Below are 21,286 nucleotides of genomic sequence, written 5' to 3' on the forward strand. Positions count from 1 at the left end.
ACCTGGCCGTCGCGAGGACCGGGCCCGACGTGGGGATGTCGAAGCCCGGTCACCCGCCGCCACGTCGGTGGCCTCACTCGAAGCCGTTGTCGAAAATCTCCGGCGGCAGCTGCACGTTCCTGCACGCCTGCGGCACGTTGTCGCGCTGCCACTGGCTGGCGCCCTGGCGCACCACGTAGTCGACCACGAACATGGTGTGTTCGTAGCCGGTGTTCGAGTAGTCCATCAGACGGTAAGCGTAGGGCCGCGGCGTGTAGCGACAGGTCTGCACGAGGCCCGAGAACTCCGGCGCGAAACCACCAATGCTGCCGCCCATGTCCAGGCCGCTGCCCCAGTACTGCGTGGTCTGCACCTCCTCCGTCACTCCGAAGCTGTACTCGTACGCTGCACCGGCCTGGACATTGACGATGAACCCGGCCTCGATGTCGAACTCGGCGCCGACTCGATTGGAGCTTTCGAAGCCCTTGAAGTCGCCGCTGAAGACGCCGCCTTCCTGACTCAGATTCCAGGTCACACTGCCCGGGCTGCCGACGAACACGCTGTCCCAGATGCTGAAGCGCTGCATGTCGGAATAGTTGGTGCAGTCCTGCATGTCACCGCTTCCGTTCCACAGGATTTCACCGCGCGACTCGATGTTGGCCCAGCCGGAGGTGCGTGGGTTCCACATCCGCACCAGGAACGTGTTGTCGCTGCGATCGGGATCGCAGACATCCTGCGGGTAGCGATAGGGCTCGACATGCACGTCGCCGAAGACCTGGATCTGCGCGACGTTGAGGGTCGCCGTGCCCGGGTGCTGCAGCCGGACATAGCGGGCGCGCAGCATCTGGGAAGGTGATGCCGGATCGCGCGTCCAGACACTCCAGCGGTCGAAGGCCATGTCATCGTCCGTTTCCGGGGCAAAGCTGCGGACTCCACTGCCAGTCGGAACGCCATCACCGGTCATCGGGCTTTCAGAGACATAGAGCCGGAAACCCTTCAGATCGATCGCGCGCCCCGCCCGCGGAAACACCCGGATGTTCGAGATGTCGCGAATCTCTCCGAGATCGATCTGCACATAGGGCCGCGTCACGTTGCCGTTGCTGGCCAGCCATGTGCTGAAGCGGCCATCGGTCACGTTGCTCGCCGAGGTGCCACTCGCGGCCACCACGTTGGTCGTCGCGGTCTGGAAGAGGCTGAGGCTGGCCCAGTCACGGTGCAGCGGGGCCCATTGCGCGGGAGGCAGTCCACCGCCCGACGCCGCGACCGTGGTATCCCAGAACTCGGCGGTAGTCGCGGAAACGCCACGGGTGTCTTCCACCACTTCGCACATCCGCAGACCGCTGTTCGGCACGACGCCGCCCGCTTCACTGCGCACGTTATAGCTGTAGCAGCGGAAACTGTTCTCTTCGACCACCATCAGCGCTTCGCCCAGCGAAGAAGAGAACCCCTGATTGAGAGCGAAGCCGTTCTCGCTGCCGTGGATCGCGCCCGTATTGGCCTGGTAGTTGTAGCCGGCTGTGACCTTGACGGAGGTCTCCACGCCGACACCGGCGATGTCGAAGCCCGCCGACGCACCCACATACGCCGAGACGTCGTGCGAGGTAAAGCTGCCTGCTCGCTTTTCGACACTGGTCTGGCCGGAAGTGGTCTGTCCGAAGGCCGCTGACTTCTCCGCATTCAGCTGCAGGCGCTCGAAGTACGGGGGATGCCAGACCACCTGCCGCACCTGCGGCTCTTCGACCTGCCGGCAGTCGGCGCCGAGGCTGGCGCGCACCGAATCGCCATCGGTGTCGGCCGCCAGCAGGGCAAGCCGCGTCGTGCTGTCGAGGCCCGCCGTCGGGGTCATCAGATGGCGGCCGCTGAAGCTCGCCGGGTTGGCGGTGTCCTGCAGACGCCAGATCGAGCGGATCAGCTGCTGGCTGCGATCGTTCACAATCGTCATGACCTCGGCGATGCCCAGCTTGTCCATATCGCCCACCGCGAGGCGAAGCTCGTCCAGCGACTGTGCCGAATCAACAACCAGCGAAGCCGAATAGGCCGGGGTGGTGTTCATGGCATAGCGGGTCTCCGGACCGGCGCCACCGGCGGCCGTTCCCGAGTTGGTGATCGTAACCGGATAGGTGCGCATCGCGGTCTGTCCGTTGAAGCCGGTGACGGTCAGACGCACGTTGTAGGTCGCGGACGCGCCGGACGGGGCGGGAAAGGTGTACGTGGGGTTGAGATCTGTCAGCGGCCCGCTGCCGTCGCCGAGATCCCAGCGCCGCGAGGAGACCCGCCCGGTCGAGCGATCGGTGAAGCTGACCGTGCGGCCATTGCGCTGCCACTGGAAGCCGGCAGTGAGCTCGACGTTGGCCTTGTGCGCCTGCACGCGCAGGCGGTCGTCCTGACCCTCGGCATACGCCATTACGAATTCGTTGGGCGAGATCAGATCCACGTTGGCGAACGCAGCATCGAACTTGATCAAGGCGCCCTGGTTCTGGCCTGACACCGCGAAGCTGGAATCCCATGGGCGCTGCGCGTCGCGGCGGAAAAAGTCGATGGCGGTGATGTTGTTCTCGAGGTCCCGCACCGTGGTGAAGTGGTGCATTCGCGCGAACAGCTGATTGAAATTGCTGGACCCCTCCACCAGCACAAGCACCATCAACTCGGCGGCCGCGCTGTCGGTGATATCGCCGGCCAGCGCCTTGACGCTGCGCAGCTGGTTGATGGAAACGCCAGAGACACCGCTGCCATCGTCAACGTCGAAACTGGTGCCCATCGAAGTGACGAAACTGCGGCTGCCGATTGCCGTATTGCCCGAGCCCACAGGCAGAGCGGTGGTGGTCGGCTGGTACTCCAACAGGTGGTAGTTCAGTGCGCGCGTACCGCCGCCGCCGGACTCGTTGACCACGACCATCTGCTCGCGACCCGACAGGATCAGGTCACCCACCGCCAGCGAGCTCAAACCGAACGATCCCGAGAGCACCCAACGTCCCGCCGAGGCACCGTTGCTCTGAGCGATCAGGCCCTGCTCGTTGCCTGTCAGCACGTAGGTTTCGAGCGCGGCCGGGCTGGTGCCCTGAATCAGGATCGCCAGCTCCTGCTTGCCCTCCGTAGAGCCGTCGAGATCGCCCGCCTTCAGCTCCACATGGCTGAAGGTGCGCGCGAGATTCCAGGTCTGCAGCAAGGTCACGCTGCCGTTGCTGCCCCGCCGGAAGACGCCCAGCCGCAGTCCGCCGCCAGTAGTAACCCGATGCGCGGTGATCAGTTCATCGCGACCGTCGCCGTTGAGATCGATGTCCACGGCACCAAGAAAACTCGAACCCGCGAGACCGCCGCTCCGAAGCAGGTCGGCGCCAAACTGGTTCACCAGCACCGCACCATTTTCCGGCCCGGGTTCGTAGACGTCGATTCTGCCGAGCGTACTGGCGTTGGCTACGAAGCTGACGTATTCGGCATCCTCGCCCATCGTCGCGTAGCGCCCGAACGGCGACGTCATGCAGGCGATCGGTTCGCTGCCTTGGGTCACGAAACGCGGCAGCCCCTCGGGCTGTAGCGGTGGGCGCCACGGGGTTCCGGCAGCGGTCGCGGACGGGGCCGCGACAGTGCCGGCGATTGAGGTAAGCAGCAGGGTCAACAGGAACGTTTTCATGGCGCGCCCCGTCCTTCGAGGCTGGTCTCACCCGGGACATCCGGGTCTCCAGCCCCTAAAGCGGCAAAAACGCGCACCGATCATCATCGGCTCCGCGGTACCGGCCCAAAGCTCCGCGCGTATCGCGCGACCCGGCTACCCCGCTCGCGGCGGAAGGCTCAGTCCGGCGGCGCGCATGCGTTGGGCGAAGTCCTCGCCGCTCAGGCTTCGCTGCAGCCAAGGCGCGTGAATCTCCTGCGCGGAGGCCAGCCGATCCAGACGCGGCACGTGCGGGCCACGAAGATCGCGGTAGCGCAGTTCGACAGCGCTAGCCGGCGGCAGCCGCCGGTACAGGGTCTTGAGCGTGCGCAGGGCCATCAGCAGGGACAGGTCGAGGCCGGGGTGCTGTCCATCCTCCGGATCCAGCCACGGCCAGTCCGGATGGGCCTCGATGAGCTGAGGAAAGTCCCCGAGGGCCGCATGCAGGGCGCCGATGCGAGCGGCCAGCTCGGCCTCCTTCAGACTGAGATTCACAGCACTGCCGCGCTGCATGCGATGGGCACCCAGCAGCACCGGCACAGCGCCCTGCTGCTGCGCCGACGACGCAAGATCGGCATGCGCGGCGTGAGACGCCTCGCAGCTGAACCCGAATTCTTCGAGTCCGGCATGACAGCTCAAGCCGCCACCGAATTCCTGTAGAACCAGAGCCGTGTAGCGGCCCGTCGCAAGCTCGCGCTGCACCACGCCAGCCGCCGCGTGCTGGCTGATGTGAGCGCCGCCGCGCGCGAGCATCTCGGCCTCAACCGGGCGCCCGAGTGCGGCACTCGCCAGCTGCGCGAACTGGCTCGGCATATCGTTGAAGTAGATCAGGCTGTTGCCCACGAACAGCACGCGCTCAGGCCGCTCGCGCGTTGGCAGACCACAGGCGGAAAGCGTCATGGCGGAGACCGCCGCGCCCAGAAAGCTGCGCCGGGTCAGGCCCGGCGCAGTCGGCATCCCAGCGCTCGTGTCAGACACGCTCGAACACCAGCTCGCTGCCCTTGGCCTCGACCCGAATCTGCTCGCCCGGCGCGAATTCGCCGCGCAGGATGCGTGTGGCCAGCGGATTCTCCAGCTGCTGTTGGATCGCGCGCTTCAGCGGCCGCGCGCCGTAGACCGGGTCGAAGCCCACGCTGCCCAGCAGGTCCAGAGCGGCGTCGCTGATCTCGATCTTGAGCTGGCGATCGGCCAGGCGCTTGGCGAGATACGAGGTCTGGATGCGGGCGATCTCGCGGATCTGCGCGCGGCCCAGCGGATGGAACACCACCAGCTCGTCGAGCCGGTTGATGAACTCCGGGCGGAAGTGCGCCTGCACCACGCCCATCACCGCCGCCTTCATCTTCATGTAGTCTTCTTCCGTGTCGCCTGCCAGCTCCTGGATCATTTGCGAGCCGAGGTTCGAGGTCATCACGATGACCGTGTTGCGGAAGTCGACCGTGCGGCCCTGGCCATCGGTCAGGCGGCCGTCGTCCAGCACCTGCAGCAGCACGTTGAACACGTCCGGGTGGGCCTTCTCGACCTCGTCCAGCAGGATCACGCTGTAGGGACGCCGGCGCACGGCCTCGGTGAGGTAGCCGCCCTCTTCGTAGCCGACATAGCCCGGAGGCGCACCGATCAGGCGCGCGACCGAATGCTTCTCCATGAACTCGCTCATGTCGATGCGCACCATGGCGTCGGTGGAGTCGAACAGGAACTCGGCCAGCGCCTTGCACAGCTCGGTCTTGCCCACGCCGGTGGGGCCGAGGAAAAGGAAGCTGCCGTTCGGGCGGTTCGGGTCGGACAGGCCCGCGCGCGAGCGGCGGATGGCGTCCGACACCGCGCGCACGGCCTCGCCCTGCCCCACCACTTTCTGCTGCAGCACGTCCTCCATGCGCAGCAGCTTCTCGCGCTCGCCTTCGAGCATCTTGGACACGGGAATGCCGGTCCAGCGGCTGACGACCTGGGCGATTTCTTCCGCGGTCACCTTCTGCTGCAGCAGCTGGAAGCCTTTTTGCTCGGTTTCGGCCGCCGCCTGCAGCTGGCGCTCCAGCTCGGGGATGCGGCCATACTGGATTTCGGAGGCACGCGCCAGGTCCTGGCGACGATGCGCCGTTTCGAGCTCGGATTTCGCCTGTTCGATCTGCTCCATGATCTTGGCGGTGCCGGCGACTGCGGCCTTCTCGGCGCGCCAGATTTCCTCGAGATCGGAGAACTCGCGCTCGAGCTTGGCGATCTCGGTTTCGAGATCGGCCAGGCGCTGCTTGGACTCGTCATCCTTCTCCTTCTTCAGCGCCTCGCGCTGGATCTTGAGCTGGATCAGGCGGCGCTCCTTGCGGTCCATCTCTTCAGGTTTCGAGTCAATCTCCATGCGGATGCGCGAGGCGGCCTCGTCCATCAGGTCGATGGCCTTGTCGGGCAGCTGGCGGTCGGCGATGTAGCGGTTCGACAGCGTGGCCGCGGCGACGATGGCGGGGTCGGTGATCTCAACGCCGTGGTGCACGGCGTAGCGCTCCTTCAGGCCGCGCAGGATGGCGATCGTGTCCTCGACGCTAGGCTCGCCGACGAAGACTTTCTGGAAGCGGCGCTCAAGCGCGGCATCCTTCTCGACGTACTTGCGGTACTCATCCAGCGTGGTCGCGCCGATGCAGTGCAGCTCGCCTCTCGCCAGCGCGGGCTTCAGCATGTTGCCGGCGTCCATGGAACCTTCGGCCTTGCCTGCGCCGACCATGGTGTGCAGCTCGTCGATGAACAGGATGACCTGGCCTTCGTTCTTCGACAGGTCGTTCAACACGGCCTTCAGTCGCTCCTCGAACTCGCCGCGGAACTTCGCGCCTGCAATCAAGGCGCCCATATCCAGCGACAGCACACGCTTGCCGCGCAGGCCCTCGGGCACTTCGCCGTTGATGATGCGCTGGGCCAGACCTTCAACGATAGCGGTCTTGCCGACGCCGGGCTCGCCGATCAGCACGGGGTTGTTCTTGGTGCGCCGCTGCAGCACCTGGATGGTGCGGCGGATCTCCTCATCGCGGCCGATCACGGGGTCAAGCTTGGAATTCTCCGCGCGCGCGGTGAGGTCGATGCAGTATTTCTCCAGCGCCTGGCGCTGCTCTTCCGCGTTCTCGCTCTGCACCTTCTCGCCTCCGCGTAGCTTGTCGATGGCCGACTCGATACGGGCGCGATCGGCGCCCACGGACTTCAGGATCTGCCCGATGTCGCCACGGTCCTCGACGCAGGCGAGCACGAACAGCTCACTGGCGATGAAAGCATCGCCGCGCTGCTGGGCCAGCTTGTCGGTAAGGTTCAACAGCCTCGAGAGGTCGTTGCCGATGGCGAGGTTGCCCTCCTGGCCCTTGACCTTGGGCAGGCGGTCGAGCACCTCGCCGAGACGCGTGCGAAGCGCCGCAGCGTTCACGCCGGCCTGCTGCAGCAGCGGTCGCGTGCTGCCGCCCTGCTGGTCGATCAGGGCCGCCAGCACGTGGGCCGGCTCCATCATGTTGTGGTCGCGCCCCACCGCCAGCGACTGGGCGTCGGCCAGGGCCTGCTGGAAGCGCGAGGTCAGTTTGTCCATGCGCATGGAGAATCTCCGGAGGAAGCGGAGCCGGCGAGCGGCGATGTGCCCTTAATGAGGCTGTGAAGCGGATGTTCAAGAGCACGTGCCCTCCTGACATTCCGCTGTCAGCAGGCAGACTGCAGTCTGACCTCTCCACCACGGCCGGAGAGACCGCATGCAAAGCGATGTGATTGAACAGGTGAGTTTCCGCGCTCGCAGCCCCGAGGCCGATCGGCGCATGGCCGAGGCCGCGTGGGCGGCGCACGCGGCGATCGAACGTCTGCCGGGATTCCTCAGCCGGCAGTTCGGTCGCGGCGAGGACGGCGAATGGCTCGACATCATCCGCTGGCGTTCGATGGAGGATGCCCTGCACGCCGCCCAGCACGCAGGCCAGCAGCCCGCGATCGCCGCCTTCTTCGGAATGATCGACATGCAGTCGACGCAGCTCCGCCGCTACCGGGCTCCGGCGCCGGCCGCGCTGTGGACCCGGCTGCCGCCGCCGCGGCATGCCTTGATGACTGTGGTGCTGGAAGACTTCGCGCCGACGCGATTGTTCTACGAGCAGCACTTCAACGCGCGCGCGCTGTTCGATGCACCCGACTACTTGCTGCTGCAGCTGGGCGGCCCCTACGCTCCGCAACTTGCCCTGATGCATCCGACGCCTGAGGACACGATGCCCTGCTTCGCGGGTGGCGCCGTGCTCAACTTGCAGGTCGATGATGTCGAGGCCCTGCACGCGCGCCTGATGGTCGCCGGCGTGCCGAGCTGGATGCCGCTGGAGGACCACGCGTGGGGGGATCGCGGCTTCGCGGTGCGCGATCCCGCTGGCCTCAAGCTCTACTGCTACCGTCCGCAGGCCCCCTTCGGCGAGTATGCGCGCAGCTTCCGCGAGCCCTGGCGACTTGAAGCGCCTACGGACTGCCCAGTAGAGGAACTGCAACCCGCATGAGCCGCCGCGCCGACCGCCTGTTCCGACTGGTTCGTCAGCTGCAGATCCACGGCCGCCGCACCGCCGCCGAACTGGCGGTGACGGAGGAGGTTTCGGTGCGTACGGTCTATCGCGACCTTGATGACCTCTCAGCCTCGGGCGTGCCCATCGTCGGCACGCCCGGCGAAGGCTATCGACTGAGTCCGGGGTGGAAGATGCCAGCCCTACGTTTCGATATCGAGGAGATCGAAGCCCTGATGCTGGGGCTCTCGATCTCCGCTGCCTGGGGCGACAGCGATCTGGCGCGCGCAGCCCGCTCGGCACGGGATCGCATCCTTGATGCATTGCCTCCACCGCTCGCCGCGGGAGCGCAAGCCTTGGCGCTGCATGTGCCGGACTTCCACATCGAGCCAGCGACGCGACGCTGGCTTGGGCCGCTCCGGCAAGCGCTGCGCGAGCGTCGCGGTCTGGCCTTCGACTACTGTGATGCGGAAGCCAGGCCGAGCTCCAGACGGGTGGACCCGCTGGGCCTGTTCTTCTGGGGTGATCGCTGGACCCTGGTCGGCTGGTGCCATCTGCGCGGCAACTTCAGACACTTCCGCGTCGATCGAATCCAGCGTCTGGACACAGGCGAAGCGCAGCCCGCGTGGCCGGTGGGCCGTCGCCTGGAGGACTATCTGGAGCGCGTGCGAAGCTGCGAATGAACGCAGACTCGCAGCAGACGCTCAGGACTCGGTGGGTTGCGCCGGTTGACGCGCCAGCAGCATCCGCGTCGCGATGATGCCGATCTCGTACAGCAGCGCCATCGGGATCGCCAGCATCAGCTGCGAGATCACATCCGGTGGCGTGATGATCGCGGCCACGACGAAGGCGCCGACAATGACGTAGGGCCGCGCTTCGCGAAGCTGTTCCACCGTAACCCAGCGCAGCAGCCCGAGGATGACCACGGCCACCGGCACTTCGAAACTGAAGCCGAAAGCCAGGAACACCACCAGCACGAAATCGAGGTAGGCGCTTATGTCCGGCGCGACTTGCACCCCCTCCGGCGATACCGCGGTCAAAAAGGTGAACACCGCCGGCAGCACGAGGAAATAGGCGAAGGCCGCGCCGATGTAGAACAGCGAGGTGGCCGCCACCAGGATCGGCAGCGCAAGTCGACGCTCGTGCTGATACAGACCGGGAGCGACGAAGGCCCATGCCTGGTAGAGAATCGCCGGCATGGCGATGGTCACAGCCGCAACGAAGGCCAGCTTGATCGGCGCAAAGAACGGACTGGCGACATCGACCGCGATCATGCTGGCGCCGGCAGGCAACTTGGCGATCATCGGCTCGGCGATCGCGGCATACAGGCGATTCGCAAACGGCATCATCGCGAGGAAGACCGCGAGCACCGCCAGCACCGCGCGCAGAAGACGCGAGCGCAGCTCGATGAGATGCGAGAGCAGGGTCTGTTCGCCTTCGCCCTCGGAAGGCCCAGGGAGCTGCTTCATTCGCGAGAGACACTCTGGTGCGTTGCGTCCGGGTGCTCGGAGCGGATGGGCGGCACAGCTGCCGCGCATGCGGGTGAATCGCTCAGCACAGCGGGCTGCGGCCCGTCATCCTGCCGGATCAGCGGCTGAGCGGGCTCGGGCGCTTGCCGCTCCCCTTGCCGCGCAATCTCTTCCGCCGACAGTCCCTCGGGCTCGAACATTGCCGAGGCCGGTTGGGAATCCGCCATCAGCGGGGCTGGCAAGGGATCCGGGCCGGTGCCGGCCTGCACGGACGCCCGCGCCTCTGCAGCAGCCGCGCCAAGCGCCAGCCCCGTTGCAGCGACGTCGGCGCGCAGCTCATGCGCGGTGTCCTGAAGCGTGGCGTGAACCTCATCCAGCTTGAGGCTGCGCTTCAGCTCCTCAGTGGCGAGCTCGCGCTCGAATTCGGAGCGCACCGCGAACCAGCTCTGGCGGGCCTTCTTGACGTAGAACCCCAAGGTGCGGGCCGCCTTGGGCAGGCGCTCCGGCCCCAGCACCAACAGCGCAACCACGCCGATGACGCCGATCTCGGCGATGCTGAGGTCGAACATGCGCGCGATTCCGCCGTCAGTCGCGGCGATCGCCGGCCTTGTTGGCCGCATCGCTGCTGACGTTCTCGCCCTCGCGGGATTGGTCGGCCAGGCGTTGGTCGGGCGCCGCCTCGTCGTGCATGCCCTTGCGGAAGTTCTTGATTGCCGCGCCCAAGTCACCGCCGACGTTGCGGAGCTTCTTGGTGCCAAACACCAAGACCACCACGACCAGCACAACGACCCAGTGCCAGATGCTGAAACCACCCATGGACCTTCTCCATCAGACAGACCGCGGAGGATAGCGCAGCGCAAGCGTCAACAGGATGACGCAGGCCACCAAGCCCACATCCAAGTGGAGTCAACGGTTGGTGTACTCCTCCAGACGGTCACGGAAGTCGACCGCCTGATCCGGGCTCACGTTCACGCGCCCTTCGAAAATCGCGCGCGGAGTCACGTTACGACCGTAGCTGCTCTGGTTTGCGCGGTGATCGATGGACAGCACCGCACCGTCGAGCGCTACGCCGGCAAACAGGCCGCGCGAGCGCGAGTAGGAATAGATCTCGGCGCGCAGATCGGCGTCAGTGGAGGCTTGGGCATTGCGACCGACCGGACCGGCCGCCACTGCGGCGTCCGCGCCCAGCGTGAACTTGCCATTGACGATCGAGTCCACGCCACGCGAGGTGCGGAACACGAGGATCACGTCGGTGGACTGCACGCCGGCCTGAAAGCCGATGCTGCCCCCCGTCAAGGTGAGAAAGGACGGATGGCTCCAGGTGCCATCGGGGGTGCGAACGCTGACGACACCGCGCCCGCGGCGACCGCCGATCAACAGCCCTGCCTTGACCACATCGGGAATCACCGCGATCGCGTAGGCGTCCTCCAGCAGGCGACTCGGCACCGCGCGGTCAGGGCTCCGCATGGTCTCGTCGAGTACGCGCGCCGCGTTCTCGAGGCGTTCCTCCGGCGGAGGGGCCGCCTGTGCCGCCGAGACAGCCAGGAAAGCCACGCCCAAAACGCTGGCGAGAAGGATGCGAGCGAACGTACGCATGAAAGCTCCGATCGAATGGGGAAGTTCGCGGGAAATCCGAACGCCGGTCCGGACGCGCGAGGTCAGCGACTATAGGCCGGCAGCGGATGAATCTGGGCTTATCGACCGTGGCAGCCGGGACGGTTCAGCCACGCCGAGCACCGGGAATCACCCGTCAACTTGCCTCGCCCATGGGCGAGGCGTCTAAACGCGCCGACGCAGGATCAGCATGGCGCCAAGCGCGAGCGAGAGAATCAGCAGTGATTTGCCGCTATCGCTCAAGGTGGACACGGCAACCGGAGGCAGCGCGGGCGGCACACCGCCAGAAGCGCAAGCGGGCGCAACCACCGCAAGACCTTCGAGCTGCACGCGGTTGAGGCCACTGCCAGCACCGGTGATGGGCTTGGTGCTGAGCAACGCTCCGGTGTCGGGATGAATCTCGACGAGATCGTTCTGCGCCAATCTCGGCAGACCGTCGGGAGGAACCAGATAGTCGAGCAAGGCCCAAAGACGCCCATCGGCATCGAAGTCGAGCCCAACATCAAACACGCGATCGATGACCGAGATCGAGCCGACTCGCACCAGCTGCTTGGTCCCCGTGTCATAGCGGTAGAGGGCAGGATCGGGATCCACCGACACCCCGAACACCTGCGTGCCGCGCGCCGCCAGCCCTGAGAGCGACGGGCCGCCCGAAACGACTCGTTCGACCGTGCCGTTGGCGGGATCCACTCGCCACAAGTGCCCGAGCGTGTCAGAGGAGAGCCACACCGTTCCATCGCAGGAAACGGCGAGGCCGTAATCCAGCTGCCCGCCCTGACCCGGCCCTTGGCCAGCCAGACCCGCCAAGTGCGTGACTAGGCTGCCCGCACCGGTTCCAGTATTGATGCGCAACAGAAGGTCGCTGGTGCCGCCGCTCTCGGCGGTGCCATCGGCGGCGCCGTAAAAGGTACCGTCAGGATGCAGGGCCAGACCATCGACATCCCGAAAGCCGACGTACCCGACGCGAACGGTGGCGCCGGTCGCAAGATCGACGCGATACAGCGCATCACGCAGCCCGGGGGTGTCCGGGTCCGTGCCCGTGGCGTAGCCATACGGCTGCGCGCTTGCCGCTGCACTGAGCAGCAGTCCGAAGGCGAGGGTCAGCCTGCGGGCGATCGGGCGCATAAGGCCACGTCCTTTGCGGTCGTCATGTAATCGTCACGGCACTCTGGCGGCGCCTCGGGCGAGAATAGCAGGGCCCTGCGCGCCTGAACAGCTGGCATGACGCCGCATAAGCGATTGATTTCGAGCGCCATATCGGCCGGCGAAACCTCCGGCTGCCTTTCGACCTTCCTGCCGTGGAGCATGCATGACCTACCTTGGCCAACCCGACTACCGCCATGGCAGCCGGGAAACCACCGCCGTCCTCTTGGTCAATCTGGGTACGCCCGACGCCCCGACCCCCGCGGCGGTACGTCGTTATCTTGCAGAGTTCCTCGCCGATCCGAGAGTGATCGAGCTGCCAAGACTGCTTTGGATGCCTCTGCTGTACGGCGTGATTCTGCCCTTTCGCTCGCGGCGTTCGGCCAAAGCCTATCAGCAGGTGTGGACCGAGCAGGGCTCACCGCTGTTGACCTACACGCGGGGCCTCGCCGCGGGTTTGCACACGGCGCTTGCCGAAGACGGGCGACCGCTCGGCGTACATGCCGCAATGCGCTATGGCAACCCGTCGATTCGCTGCGTGCTGCGCGAACTGAAGGATCGCGGCCTGCGCCGTCTGCTCGTGTTGCCTTTGTACCCGCAGTTCTCTGCCACTACCACCGCCTCGGTGTTCGATGCCGTGGTGGATGAACTCAAGACCTGGCGCCTTCAGCCTGAACTGCGTTTCGTCACCGACTATCATCGCGAGCCGGCTTGGCTCGACGCGGTCGCCGAAAGCGTCCGCCAGCATTGGCAGGCTCACGGCCGCGGCGATCGCCTGTTGTTCTCTTTCCACGGCATTCCCAAGCGCTACTTCACGGCGGGCGATCCCTACCACTGCCTTTGCCAGTTCACGGCTCGCGAAGTCGCTGAGCGCCTGCAGATCCCGCGTGACGCCTGGCAGCTCAGCTTCCAGTCGAGGGTGGGCAAGGAAGAATGGCTGCGTCCGTATACCGATGAGACTGTCGCCGGCTTGCCCAGCCAAGGCGTTCGGACTTTGGACGTGGTCTGCCCGGGCTTCGCCGTGGACTGCCTCGAAACCATCGAGGAAATCGCCGGCGAAAACGCCGAAATCTTCCAGCACGCGGGCGGAGAAGCGCTGCGCTACGTTCCCGCGCTGAACGACAGCGCCGCACACGTCAATGCCCTGCTGCCCTTGCTGCGCCGCCAGGGCGCAGGCTGGCCGGAGTTCGAGGCCGGCGCCTGGAATACCGAGACCGAAAGCGGCGCGGCCGCGCTTCGGGCCCAGCGTTTCGAGCAGTTCCAGCGTGGCTGAGGGCGAACACCGGTACGCGCATGCAGCAGCGATGGCGGCGCCCTTGCGCCGGTGCGAGGAGCGCACGTTCCTGCTGGATACCGGCACGCTGGCGGCTCTCCACTTCCCAACCTCGGTCGAGGGGGCGCCGCGCGTTCTGGCCCTGCACGGATGGCTGGACAACGCCGCCAGCTTTGCCGCGCTGGCCACGGCCCTGCCCGAGCTTGAATTGCTGGCGCTCGATTTCGCCGGACACGGCCGCTCCGAGTGGCGACCGGCGTCGGGCAGCTATGCCTTGGTCGACCATCTGCCTGAGCTGCAGGAGGTCCTGAACCAGCTGGGCTGGTCACACTGCATTCTGCTCGGCCATTCCATGGGCGCCGCCATCGCTTGCCTGTTCGCGGTCGCCGCCCCCACTCGGGTTGAGCGCCTCATCTGTGTCGATGCGTTGGGCCCGCTCAGCCTGACCGAGGCCGAAGTCGCAAGCCGGCTGCGTCGTGCGCTGGCCGCACGCGGCGAACCGCGTCCGCGACGGCGTCTGTTTGTCAGTATCGAGGACGCGTGCCGGCAGCGCGCCGAGCTCAATGGCCTCAGCGCCGCGGCGATCGCGCCGCTGGTTGAACGCGGGCTCAAGGCGGTCGAGGATGGCTGGATGTGGTCCGCCGATCCGCGCCTGCAGCTGCCCTCGGCCATGCCCATGAGCGAAACGCAAGTGCAGCATCTTCTGCGAGCTCTTTCGATGCCGGTGCTGGTGCTTGCGGCGGAACAGCCCGACCCGCGTCTACCCAAACTGCATGTGCAGGCCAGACTCGATTGCGTGCCGCAGGCGCGGGTTGAGCGTTTGCCCGGCGGCCATCACCTGCACATCGCTCAGCCCGCGCGGGCGGCCGACGAGATCAGACGCTTTCTTGCACCGGACGGCTCCGCCGACGGATAGTCCCACAGCCAGAAGGCAAGCCTGAACCCAATGTTTCCGCGCAGCAGGGAGGGAGCGCTTGCGAATCGGGCACGCGATGCTTGCTCCCACGCAAGCGACTCTGGACATGCGCCCGACTCGCGACGACGGATGACGTTCTGGATGGGCATGATCCGTGTCGCCAGAAGCCCCAAGGCATGGAAACTGCACGGCGACAGCGCGCGCCATCGCACGCTCCCGCATGCGCCACGTCCTGACGCCTCTCCGCCGAGATCCCAGTTGAACGCACCGCCCCGCCCCCCCCACCTCGCGCCGCTGCTGCAGCAACTTAAGCAGACCGCCCTGCCGCGGGTTGCCGCGGACGCGGATCACCGGCTTGCTCTGGGCGACGCCATAGACCTGAAGCAACTGCACTCGCTGGCGGAGCGCGAACCCGCTCTTGCGCTCGCGATCCTGCAGTCCGTCAACAGCAAGAACTCCGCTGACGATGAGCTGCGCGGACTGCAGCAAGGCATTCACCGGCTCGGCAGCGGCGGCGTTCAACGCCTGCTGCGCGGCCTGCCCGTGCTGCGCTACCAACGCGATCAGCCTGGCCATCTGCTCAGCCTGCAGGCCATGGCGACCAGTCGGCTGGCTTGGCTGTTTCTTGCTCAGTGGCTGCGCAGCGCGCTGGCCTCCGACGAAGACGCGCGCCTGTCGACGCTCACTCTTCTCGGCGTGGCCCGATGGAAGCTTCCGCTGGCGGCGCCCGCGCTGGCGGCCCAGATCGAAAGCCGCGTGCAGGCAGGCGAACGCCGCGCCCGCGTCGAGCGCGAACTGCTTGGCGCGGACCTGGACACACTCAATGCCTGGCATCTGCAGGATCTCGGATTGCGTCAGGCCGATGTTCTGCTGAACGCATGCCGCTGGCCACCCAAGCTGCTCGCGAACGCGGCCCATCAAGTTCGTAGCGAAGCGCAAGCACCCGACCTATCAACCGCGCTGAAGGCTGCGCTACGCGAACGCGGGCTGCTGTGCGGCCTCGCACAGACACTGGCTCTCGAAACACAGGTCGACTGGCACAGCCTTCGAACGCGCCGTCTGCTGCAGACGCTTGCGGCGGTGTCTGCGCGACCGGTGGAGGACGTTCAGCGCGGCGTGCATCGACAGGCTCTGTTCGCCAGCCACGAAGCGATGTTCGGCAGTGATGTGGCTGCACCGGCGGCTGGGCTGCTGCGGCCGCCGCGCTCGCCCCGCGCGCTGCGACGCCAGGCTGGGGTGCGCCTCGCAGGCGCGCCTGCGACGGCTGTGAGTGCAGCGACATCCCAAGCCGCCCATCCGCCAACCACGGAGGACCCAGCCCAGGGCTTCGCCGAGCGTTGCCACGCCGGGCATCCGGATCTGCGCAGTCTTCTGGGCGACAGCGTGCGGCTGTTCGCGGCGCTCGGCCTCAAGCGCTGCGCGCTGTTCCTGCGCGACACTGACCCGGCAATGCTCGGTTGCCACTTCAGCGTCGGTTTCGCGCCGGGCGAAGCGGACCGCGGCTTGCGCCTTCCCTCCCAGTCGCCCGGTCTGGTCAAGCTGCTGCTGGCACAGCCCGGCGTGGCCTTTCGCGTCTCGCAATCGCAGCGCCCGAGTATCGGCAGCAAGCTCCCCGCCGCCCTGGCCGAGTGGCCGCCAGAAAGCGGCATGCTGCTGGCCACGGTGGCGGTGCAAGGTCGCGCGGTCGGCTTCTGGTGGGCGGACGCCGGCCAGGGAGGCGCCGAGGCCAGCCTGGAGACGTTTGCGCGTTTCCGACGCTCGGTGGAGAGCTTCGGGCCCGCCTTCACACGTCAGCTGGCGAGGCGTAACGAAGGCGCATCGCGCCAATAGTCCGGATCACTGTGCCGCTCCTCGCAGGTAAGTTCGACGGGTGAAGTCCGAAGCGTCGTGAGGCCTGCGGTGCGGCGACCCCCCCGTGAGTCGCTGGCATAGAATCGGCCTTCACTCCTCGCTGACGGCGGCCTGCAGTCCATGTGTTCGATTCTCGGCATCCTTGATCTCCGCTCCGATCCGGCCGCGCTGCGCACGCAGGCGCTGGACCTGTCGCGCCGCATGCGCCATCGCGGCCCGGACTGGTCGGGCGTGTATGCCAATGAGAGGGCGATCCTGGTGCACGAGCGTCTCGCCATCGTCGGCGTCGACTCCGGCGCGCAGCCGCTGCTGTCGCCCGAGGGCACGCAGGCGCTGGCCGTCAACGGCGAGATCTACAACCACCGCCAGCTGCGCTCGGCACTGGAGTCGGACTACGCCTTCCAGACCCACTCCGACTGCGAGGTGATCCTGCCCCTGTATCGCAAGTTCGGCCACGACTTCCTGAATCAGCTGGAGGGCATGTTCGCCTTCGTGCTGTGGGACGACGCGAAGAACCACTGGCTGGTGGCGCGCGATCCGATCGGCATCATTCCGCTGTACTACGGCCACGACGCTCACGGCAATCTGTACTTCGCCTCCGAGCTCAAGGCACTCGCTCCGGTCTGCAAGGACGCCCGCGAGTTCCCGCCCGGCCACTACTGGGCGAAGGGTGATGCCGAGCCGACCCGGTACTACCACCCGGGCTGGCGCGAGTACGACGCGGTGAAGGACGGCCCCACCGATCGCGCCGCCCTGCGCGCGTCGTTTGAGGCCGCGGTGAAGTCACACATGATGAGCGATGTGCCCTATGGCGTGCTGCTCTCGGGTGGGCTGGATTCCTCGCTGGTCGCGGCAATCGCCAAGAAGTACGCCGCCCGCCGCGTCGAAGAGGACGAGAAGACCGAGGCCTGGTGGCCGCAGCTGCACAGCTTCGCCGTGGGTCTCAAGGAATCGCCCGACCTCAAGGCGGCACGCGAAGTGGCGGCGCACATCGGCACGGTGCACCACGAGTTCCACTTCACCGTGCAGGAGGGCATCGACGCGCTGTCAGATGTCATCTACCACCTCGAAACCTACGACGTGACGACCATCCGCGCCTCGACGCCCATGTACTTGATGGCGCGACGCATCCGCGCGATGGGCATCAAGATGGTGCTTTCCGGTGAGGGTTCGGACGAGCTGTTCGGCGGCTACCTGTACTTCCACAAGGCCCCGGATGCGAAGTCCCTGCACGAGGAAACCGTGCGCAAGCTCGATGCCCTGCATCTGTTCGACTGCCTGCGCGCCAACAAGTCGATGTCGGCCTGGGGCGTGGAGGCACGCGTGCCGTTCCTCGATCGCGGCTTCATTGATGTGGCGATGTCGCTCAACCCGGAGGTCAAGCTCTCAGGCAAGCAGCGCGGCCGCATCGAGAAGCAGTTCTTGCGCGAAGCCTTCGCCGGCTATCTGCCCGACAAGATCCTGTGGCGGCAGAAGGAGCAGTTCTCCGACGGTGTGGGTTACAGCTGGATCGACTCGCTTAAGGCGCATGCCGCGGCCCTGATCAGCGACGCGCAGATGGAGAGCGCCAAGTTCCGCTTCCCTTACAACACGCCGGTCAGCAAGGAAGCCTACTTCTACCGCGAGATCTTCGAGCGCCACTACCCGCAGGCCTGGGCGGCAGAGTGCGTGCCCGGGGGGCCGTCGGTGGCCTGCTCCACGGCAGCGGCACTGGAGTGGGACGCCAGCCTGAAGAACATCGTCGACCCTTCGGGCCGCGCGGTGCAGGCCGTGCACGAAAGCGCCTACTGATCGCGGCGGGCCGGTTGCCCGAGCCCCCCGAAAACTAAGAAGGGCGCTCCTCGGAGCGCCCTTCTTAGTTTGTAGCGTTCCTCCGCGAATGCGCAGCGTCGACGCCCCTGAGGCTGCGCCGGCTGGCTACGCGGCCATCACGCGCCGGTGGCGCGCAGGCACCACTGCATGATGGGGCTCCAGAAGATCCCCAACACCAGCATCGCCAGGCCGTTCACTGCCAACAGCCAACGCAGCTGCGGGTCCGGGCTCAGCGCATGGTTGTTGCCGTCTTCCGGCGCGTCGAAGTACATGGTGCGGATGACGCGCAGGTAGTAGAAGGCGCCGATCACTGCGAACACCACCGCAACCAGGGCCAACCACAGCATGTCGGCGCCCACCGCCGCTTCAAGCACCGTCAACTTGGCCCAGAAACCGAACAGCGGCGGGAAGCCGGCCAGCGAGCCCATCAGCAGAAGGATCAGAAAGGCAAACCAAGGGTGGCGCTGGTTCAAGCCGCGGAAGTCGCTGATCTCTTCAGCCTCGAAGCCCTTGCGCGCCAGCAGCATGATCGCGGCGAAGGCGCCGACCGACATGATCGCGTAGCTGATGGCGTAGAACATCGCGGCTGCGTAGCCGTGGGCGGTGCCCGCCGCAAGGCCGAGGAACAGGAATCCGACGTGCGAGATGGTCGAGTAGGCCAGCATGCGCTTCAGGTTGGTTTGCGCGATCGCCACCACGTTGCCCACCGCAAGCGACAGCACCGCCAGCCAAGCCAGCATGTGGCGCCACTCGTTGACATCGCCCAAAGCACCTTCGAGCAGCCGGTAAGCCATGCCGAAGGCGGCAAGCTTGGGCGCCGAACCGATGAAAGCAGTGACCGCCGTCGGCGCGCCCTGGTACACATCGGGCAGCCACATGTGGAAGGGCGCTGCGCCGAACTTGAATGCGATGCCCACCACCAGGAAAACCACGCCCAGCAGCAGGATGCCGCGGTTGTCGCCAACGCCGCCCAGAGCCGCGTGGATCGTCGCGATGTCCAGGCTGCCGGTGGCGCCGTAGACCATCGACATGCCGTACAGCAGCATGCCGGAGGCCAGCGAGCCCAGCACGAAGTACTTCATCGCCGCTTCGGTCGCCAGCTTGTTGTCGCGATCGATGGCGACCAGCGCATAGGAAGACAGCGCCAGCAGTTCGAGCCCCATGTACAGGCTGAGCAAGTTGCCCGCCGAGACCAGCACCATCATGCCGAGCACGGCGAACAGGCAGAGCACGTAGAACTCGCCCTTGAACAAGCCGCGGTCCTGCAGATAGGGCTTGGCGTACACGAAGGCCGCGCCAGTAACGATCAGCACGAACACCTTCAGGACGTCGGCCACGCCGTCGCGGATGAACATGCCGCCGAACGCGGTAACCGCCTCGCCGGCGATGCCGTCGCGCAGCACCAGGGCGGCGGTGGCGAGCAGGGTCAGCAGACCCAGAAAGTGCGTCAGGCCGCGGCGCGCATCGCTGATGAACAAGTCGACCAGCAGCAGCACACAGGCAGCGCCGAGCAGGAACAGCTCGGGAGTGAGCGGGATGAAATCGGAGACAGTGATCATGGTCGTCGTCCTCGCTTACAGCTTGCTGGCGGCAAGCTGGGCCGCGAGTTGGGCGATGGAGGCGTCCATCAGGTCGGTCAGCGGCTTGGGATGGATACCGAAATAGAGAACCGCCGCGGCGAACAGGGCCAACACCAGGAATTCGTGGCCACGCAGGTCCTTGAGCGCGGCGACGTTGGCGTTCGCCACTTCGCCGTACAGCACGCGTTTGACCATCCACAGGGTGTAGGCGGCGCCGATGATCAGCGTGAGCGCGGCGATCGCGCCGATCCAGGGGCTCTGCTGGAAAGCCGCCAGGATCACCATGAACTCGCCGACGAAGCCGGAGGTGCCCGGCAGACCACTGTTGGCCATGGCGAACAACACAAAAAACGCAGCGAACATCGGCATGACGTTGGCGACACCGCCGTAGTCCTTGATCATGCGGGTGTGCATGCGGTCGTACACCACACCCACGCAGCTGAACATGGCGCCCGAGATGAAGCCATGGCTGATCATCTGCACCATCGCACCCTGCAGACCGAGCTCGGCGCCGTCAGTCCGCCCACCACGCACCAAGGCGAAGGCGATGAAGATGCCCAAAGTGACGAAGCCCATGTGGCTGATCGAGGAGTAGGCGATCAGCTTCTTCATGTCTTCCTGTACCAGGGCCACGAGGCCCACGTAGACCACCGCGATCAGGCTCAGGGTGATCATCAACCACGCGTACTCGTGGCCGGCATCCGGCACGATCGGCAGGGTGAAGCGCAGGAAGCCGTAGCCACCGATTTTCAGCATGATCGCAGCCAGCACCACCGAGCCCGCGGTCGGCGCCTCGACGTGGGCATCGGGCAACCAGGTGTGCACCGGGAACATCGGGATCTTCACCGCAAAGGCCGCGAAGAACGCGAAGAAGAGCCACATCTGCTCGGTGGCGGTCAGCGGCAGCGCGTACAGGTCGGCCAGCGCGAAGCTGCCGCCCTTCAGATACAGGTAGACCAGGCCGACCAGCATGAAGATCGAGCCCAGGAACGTGTAGAGGAAGAACTTCATCGAGGCGTAGATGCGGCGGTAGCCGCCCCAGACGCCAATGATGATGAACATCGGGATCAGCATGCCTTCGAAGAAGACGTAGAACAGCACAGCGTCCAGCGCGCAGAACACGCCGATCATCAGGCCTTCGAGGATCATGAAGGCGGCCATGTACTGGTGCACGCGCTCGTCCACCGAGCTCCAGGCGCCGATCAGCACCAGTACGCTCGTGAAGGTGGTGAGCAGAACCAGGGCCAGGGCGATGCCATCGACGCCCAGGTGATAGTGGATCTTGAAGGCCTCGATCCAGACGTGCTTCTCGACGAACTGCATGGCCGCCGAGCTGGCGTCAAAGCCGGTGTACAGCGGGATGCTGAGCACGAAGGTGGCGAGCGTCACCAGCAGGGCGAACCAGCGCACCTGGTTCGCGCGTTCAGAGCCAAAGGCAAGCGCTGCGAAGCCGCCCAGGATGGGCAACCAGATCAGCAGGCTGAGCAGGGGAAGGGTCGAGGGCATCGGCGTTTTTTCCTTG

16 protein-coding genes are annotated in these 21,286 nt (G+C 66.1%); 6 read left to right on the forward strand and 10 right to left on the reverse strand.

Annotation, left to right across the window (positions count from 1 at the left end):
- Positions 1 to 73: 73 nt before the first annotated feature.
- From H4O13_08120 to clpB, 3 genes are all read right to left on the reverse strand, one after another.
- A complete protein-coding gene (locus tag H4O13_08120) occupies positions 74 to 3,457 on the reverse strand; it encodes a hypothetical protein (protein ID MBE5315353.1) in 3,384 nt (1,127 codons plus the stop codon).
- A 288-nt stretch (positions 3,458 to 3,745) separates the two neighbouring features.
- Positions 3,746 to 4,585, reverse strand: coding sequence for a hypothetical protein (locus tag H4O13_08125; GenBank protein MBE5315354.1), 840 nt, complete (start codon positions 4,583 to 4,585; stop codon positions 3,746 to 3,748).
- A 13-nt stretch (positions 4,586 to 4,598) separates the two neighbouring features.
- The gene (gene clpB / locus H4O13_08130; GenBank protein MBE5315355.1) at positions 4,599 to 7,181 is read right to left on the reverse strand and encodes an ATP-dependent chaperone ClpB; all 2,583 of its coding nucleotides are present in this window, start codon (positions 7,179 to 7,181) and stop codon (positions 4,599 to 4,601) included.
- A gap of 490 nt (positions 7,182 to 7,671) precedes the next feature.
- On the opposite strand from clpB, the gene H4O13_08135 reads away from it, so the two are divergent.
- Positions 7,672 to 8,106 (forward strand): VOC family protein, encoded by a 435-nt coding sequence (locus tag H4O13_08135; protein MBE5315356.1) that lies wholly within the window; start codon positions 7,672 to 7,674, stop codon positions 8,104 to 8,106.
- Positions 8,103 to 8,789, forward strand: a complete 687-nt coding sequence (locus tag H4O13_08140; GenBank protein ID MBE5315357.1) for a YafY family transcriptional regulator — start codon at positions 8,103 to 8,105, stop codon at positions 8,787 to 8,789. Before H4O13_08135 ends, H4O13_08140 begins: the two co-directional genes overlap by 4 nt.
- A gap of 21 nt (positions 8,790 to 8,810) precedes the next feature.
- Here the strand turns inward: H4O13_08140 and tatC are convergent, their stop codons facing one another.
- The 5 genes from tatC to H4O13_08165 form a co-directional block, all read right to left on the reverse strand.
- A complete protein-coding gene (gene tatC / locus H4O13_08145; protein MBE5315358.1) occupies positions 8,811 to 9,575 on the reverse strand; it encodes a twin-arginine translocase subunit TatC in 765 nt (254 codons plus the stop codon).
- Positions 9,572 to 10,144 carry a twin-arginine translocase subunit TatB gene (tatB, locus tag H4O13_08150; protein MBE5315359.1) on the reverse strand — a complete coding sequence of 191 codons (573 nt, stop codon included), beginning with the start codon at positions 10,142 to 10,144 and terminating at the stop codon, positions 9,572 to 9,574. The genes tatC and tatB overlap by 4 nt, the downstream gene beginning before the upstream one ends.
- Positions 10,145 to 10,160: 16 nt before the next feature.
- Positions 10,161 to 10,391 carry a Sec-independent protein translocase subunit TatA gene (gene tatA / locus H4O13_08155; protein MBE5315360.1) on the reverse strand — a complete coding sequence of 77 codons (231 nt, stop codon included), beginning with the start codon at positions 10,389 to 10,391 and terminating at the stop codon, positions 10,161 to 10,163.
- A gap of 90 nt (positions 10,392 to 10,481) precedes the next feature.
- Positions 10,482 to 11,171, reverse strand: coding sequence for a lipid-binding SYLF domain-containing protein (locus tag H4O13_08160; GenBank protein ID MBE5315361.1), 690 nt, complete (start codon positions 11,169 to 11,171; stop codon positions 10,482 to 10,484).
- A gap of 183 nt (positions 11,172 to 11,354) precedes the next feature.
- Positions 11,355 to 12,314: a hypothetical protein gene (locus H4O13_08165; GenBank protein ID MBE5315362.1), complete on the reverse strand. Its 960-nt coding sequence runs from the start codon at positions 12,312 to 12,314 to the stop codon at positions 11,355 to 11,357.
- A gap of 184 nt (positions 12,315 to 12,498) precedes the next feature.
- On the opposite strand from H4O13_08165, the gene H4O13_08170 reads away from it, so the two are divergent.
- The 4 genes from H4O13_08170 (at position 12,499) to asnB (ending at position 18,163) form a co-directional block, all read left to right on the forward strand.
- Entirely contained in the window at positions 12,499 to 13,605 is a 1,107-nt protein-coding gene (locus tag H4O13_08170) for a ferrochelatase (GenBank protein MBE5315363.1), read from the forward strand.
- Positions 13,598 to 14,521, forward strand: a complete 924-nt coding sequence (locus H4O13_08175) for an alpha/beta hydrolase (protein ID MBE5315364.1) — start codon at positions 13,598 to 13,600, stop codon at positions 14,519 to 14,521. Before H4O13_08170 ends, H4O13_08175 begins: the two co-directional genes overlap by 8 nt.
- A gap of 258 nt (positions 14,522 to 14,779) precedes the next feature.
- Positions 14,780 to 16,351 (forward strand): HDOD domain-containing protein, encoded by a 1,572-nt coding sequence (locus tag H4O13_08180; GenBank protein ID MBE5315365.1) that lies wholly within the window; start codon positions 14,780 to 14,782, stop codon positions 16,349 to 16,351.
- 141 nt (positions 16,352 to 16,492) lie between these two features.
- Entirely contained in the window at positions 16,493 to 18,163 is a 1,671-nt protein-coding gene (gene asnB, locus H4O13_08185; protein ID MBE5315366.1) for an asparagine synthase B, read from the forward strand.
- Positions 18,164 to 18,300: 137 nt separating this feature from the next.
- Here asnB and nuoN read toward each other — a convergent pair whose 3' ends face one another.
- A complete protein-coding gene (gene nuoN / locus H4O13_08190; protein ID MBE5315367.1) occupies positions 18,301 to 19,743 on the reverse strand; it encodes an NADH-quinone oxidoreductase subunit NuoN in 1,443 nt (480 codons plus the stop codon).
- Between the two features lie 15 nt (positions 19,744 to 19,758).
- Positions 19,759 to 21,270: an NADH-quinone oxidoreductase subunit M gene (locus H4O13_08195; protein MBE5315368.1), complete on the reverse strand. Its 1,512-nt coding sequence runs from the start codon at positions 21,268 to 21,270 to the stop codon at positions 19,759 to 19,761.
- Between the last annotated feature and the right edge of the window lie 16 nt (positions 21,271 to 21,286).

This window comes from Lysobacterales bacterium (assembly GCA_014946745.1).
Taxonomy (GTDB): domain Bacteria; phylum Pseudomonadota; class Gammaproteobacteria; order Xanthomonadales; family Xanthomonadaceae; genus Aquimonas.

Coding starts and splice junctions, on each gene's coding strand:
- tatA (MBE5315360.1), bottom strand. CDS start 10,391: ATGGGTGGTTTCAGCATCTGGCACTGGGTCGTTGTGCTGGTCGTGGTG.
- asnB (MBE5315366.1), top strand. CDS start 16,493: ATGTGTTCGATTCTCGGCATCCTTGATCTCCGCTCCGATCCGGCCGCG.
- clpB (MBE5315355.1), bottom strand. CDS start 7,181: ATGCGCATGGACAAACTGACCTCGCGCTTCCAGCAGGCCCTGGCCGAC.
- H4O13_08170 (MBE5315363.1), top strand. CDS start 12,499: ATGACCTACCTTGGCCAACCCGACTACCGCCATGGCAGCCGGGAAACC.
- H4O13_08195 (MBE5315368.1), bottom strand. CDS start 21,270: ATGCCCTCGACCCTTCCCCTGCTCAGCCTGCTGATCTGGTTGCCCATC.
- H4O13_08120 (MBE5315353.1), bottom strand. CDS start 3,457: ATGACGTCGCCGTTCGGGCGCTACGCGACGATGGGCGAGGATGCCGAA.
- nuoN (MBE5315367.1), bottom strand. CDS start 19,743: ATGATCACTGTCTCCGATTTCATCCCGCTCACTCCCGAGCTGTTCCTG.
- H4O13_08160 (MBE5315361.1), bottom strand. CDS start 11,171: ATGCGTACGTTCGCTCGCATCCTTCTCGCCAGCGTTTTGGGCGTGGCT.
- tatB (MBE5315359.1), bottom strand. CDS start 10,144: ATGTTCGACCTCAGCATCGCCGAGATCGGCGTCATCGGCGTGGTTGCG.
- H4O13_08135 (MBE5315356.1), top strand. CDS start 7,672: ATGACTGTGGTGCTGGAAGACTTCGCGCCGACGCGATTGTTCTACGAG.
- tatC (MBE5315358.1), bottom strand. CDS start 9,575: ATGAAGCAGCTCCCTGGGCCTTCCGAGGGCGAAGGCGAACAGACCCTG.
- H4O13_08125 (MBE5315354.1), bottom strand. CDS start 4,585: ATGCCGACTGCGCCGGGCCTGACCCGGCGCAGCTTTCTGGGCGCGGCG.
- H4O13_08140 (MBE5315357.1), top strand. CDS start 8,103: ATGAGCCGCCGCGCCGACCGCCTGTTCCGACTGGTTCGTCAGCTGCAG.
- H4O13_08165 (MBE5315362.1), bottom strand. CDS start 12,314: ATGCGCCCGATCGCCCGCAGGCTGACCCTCGCCTTCGGACTGCTGCTC.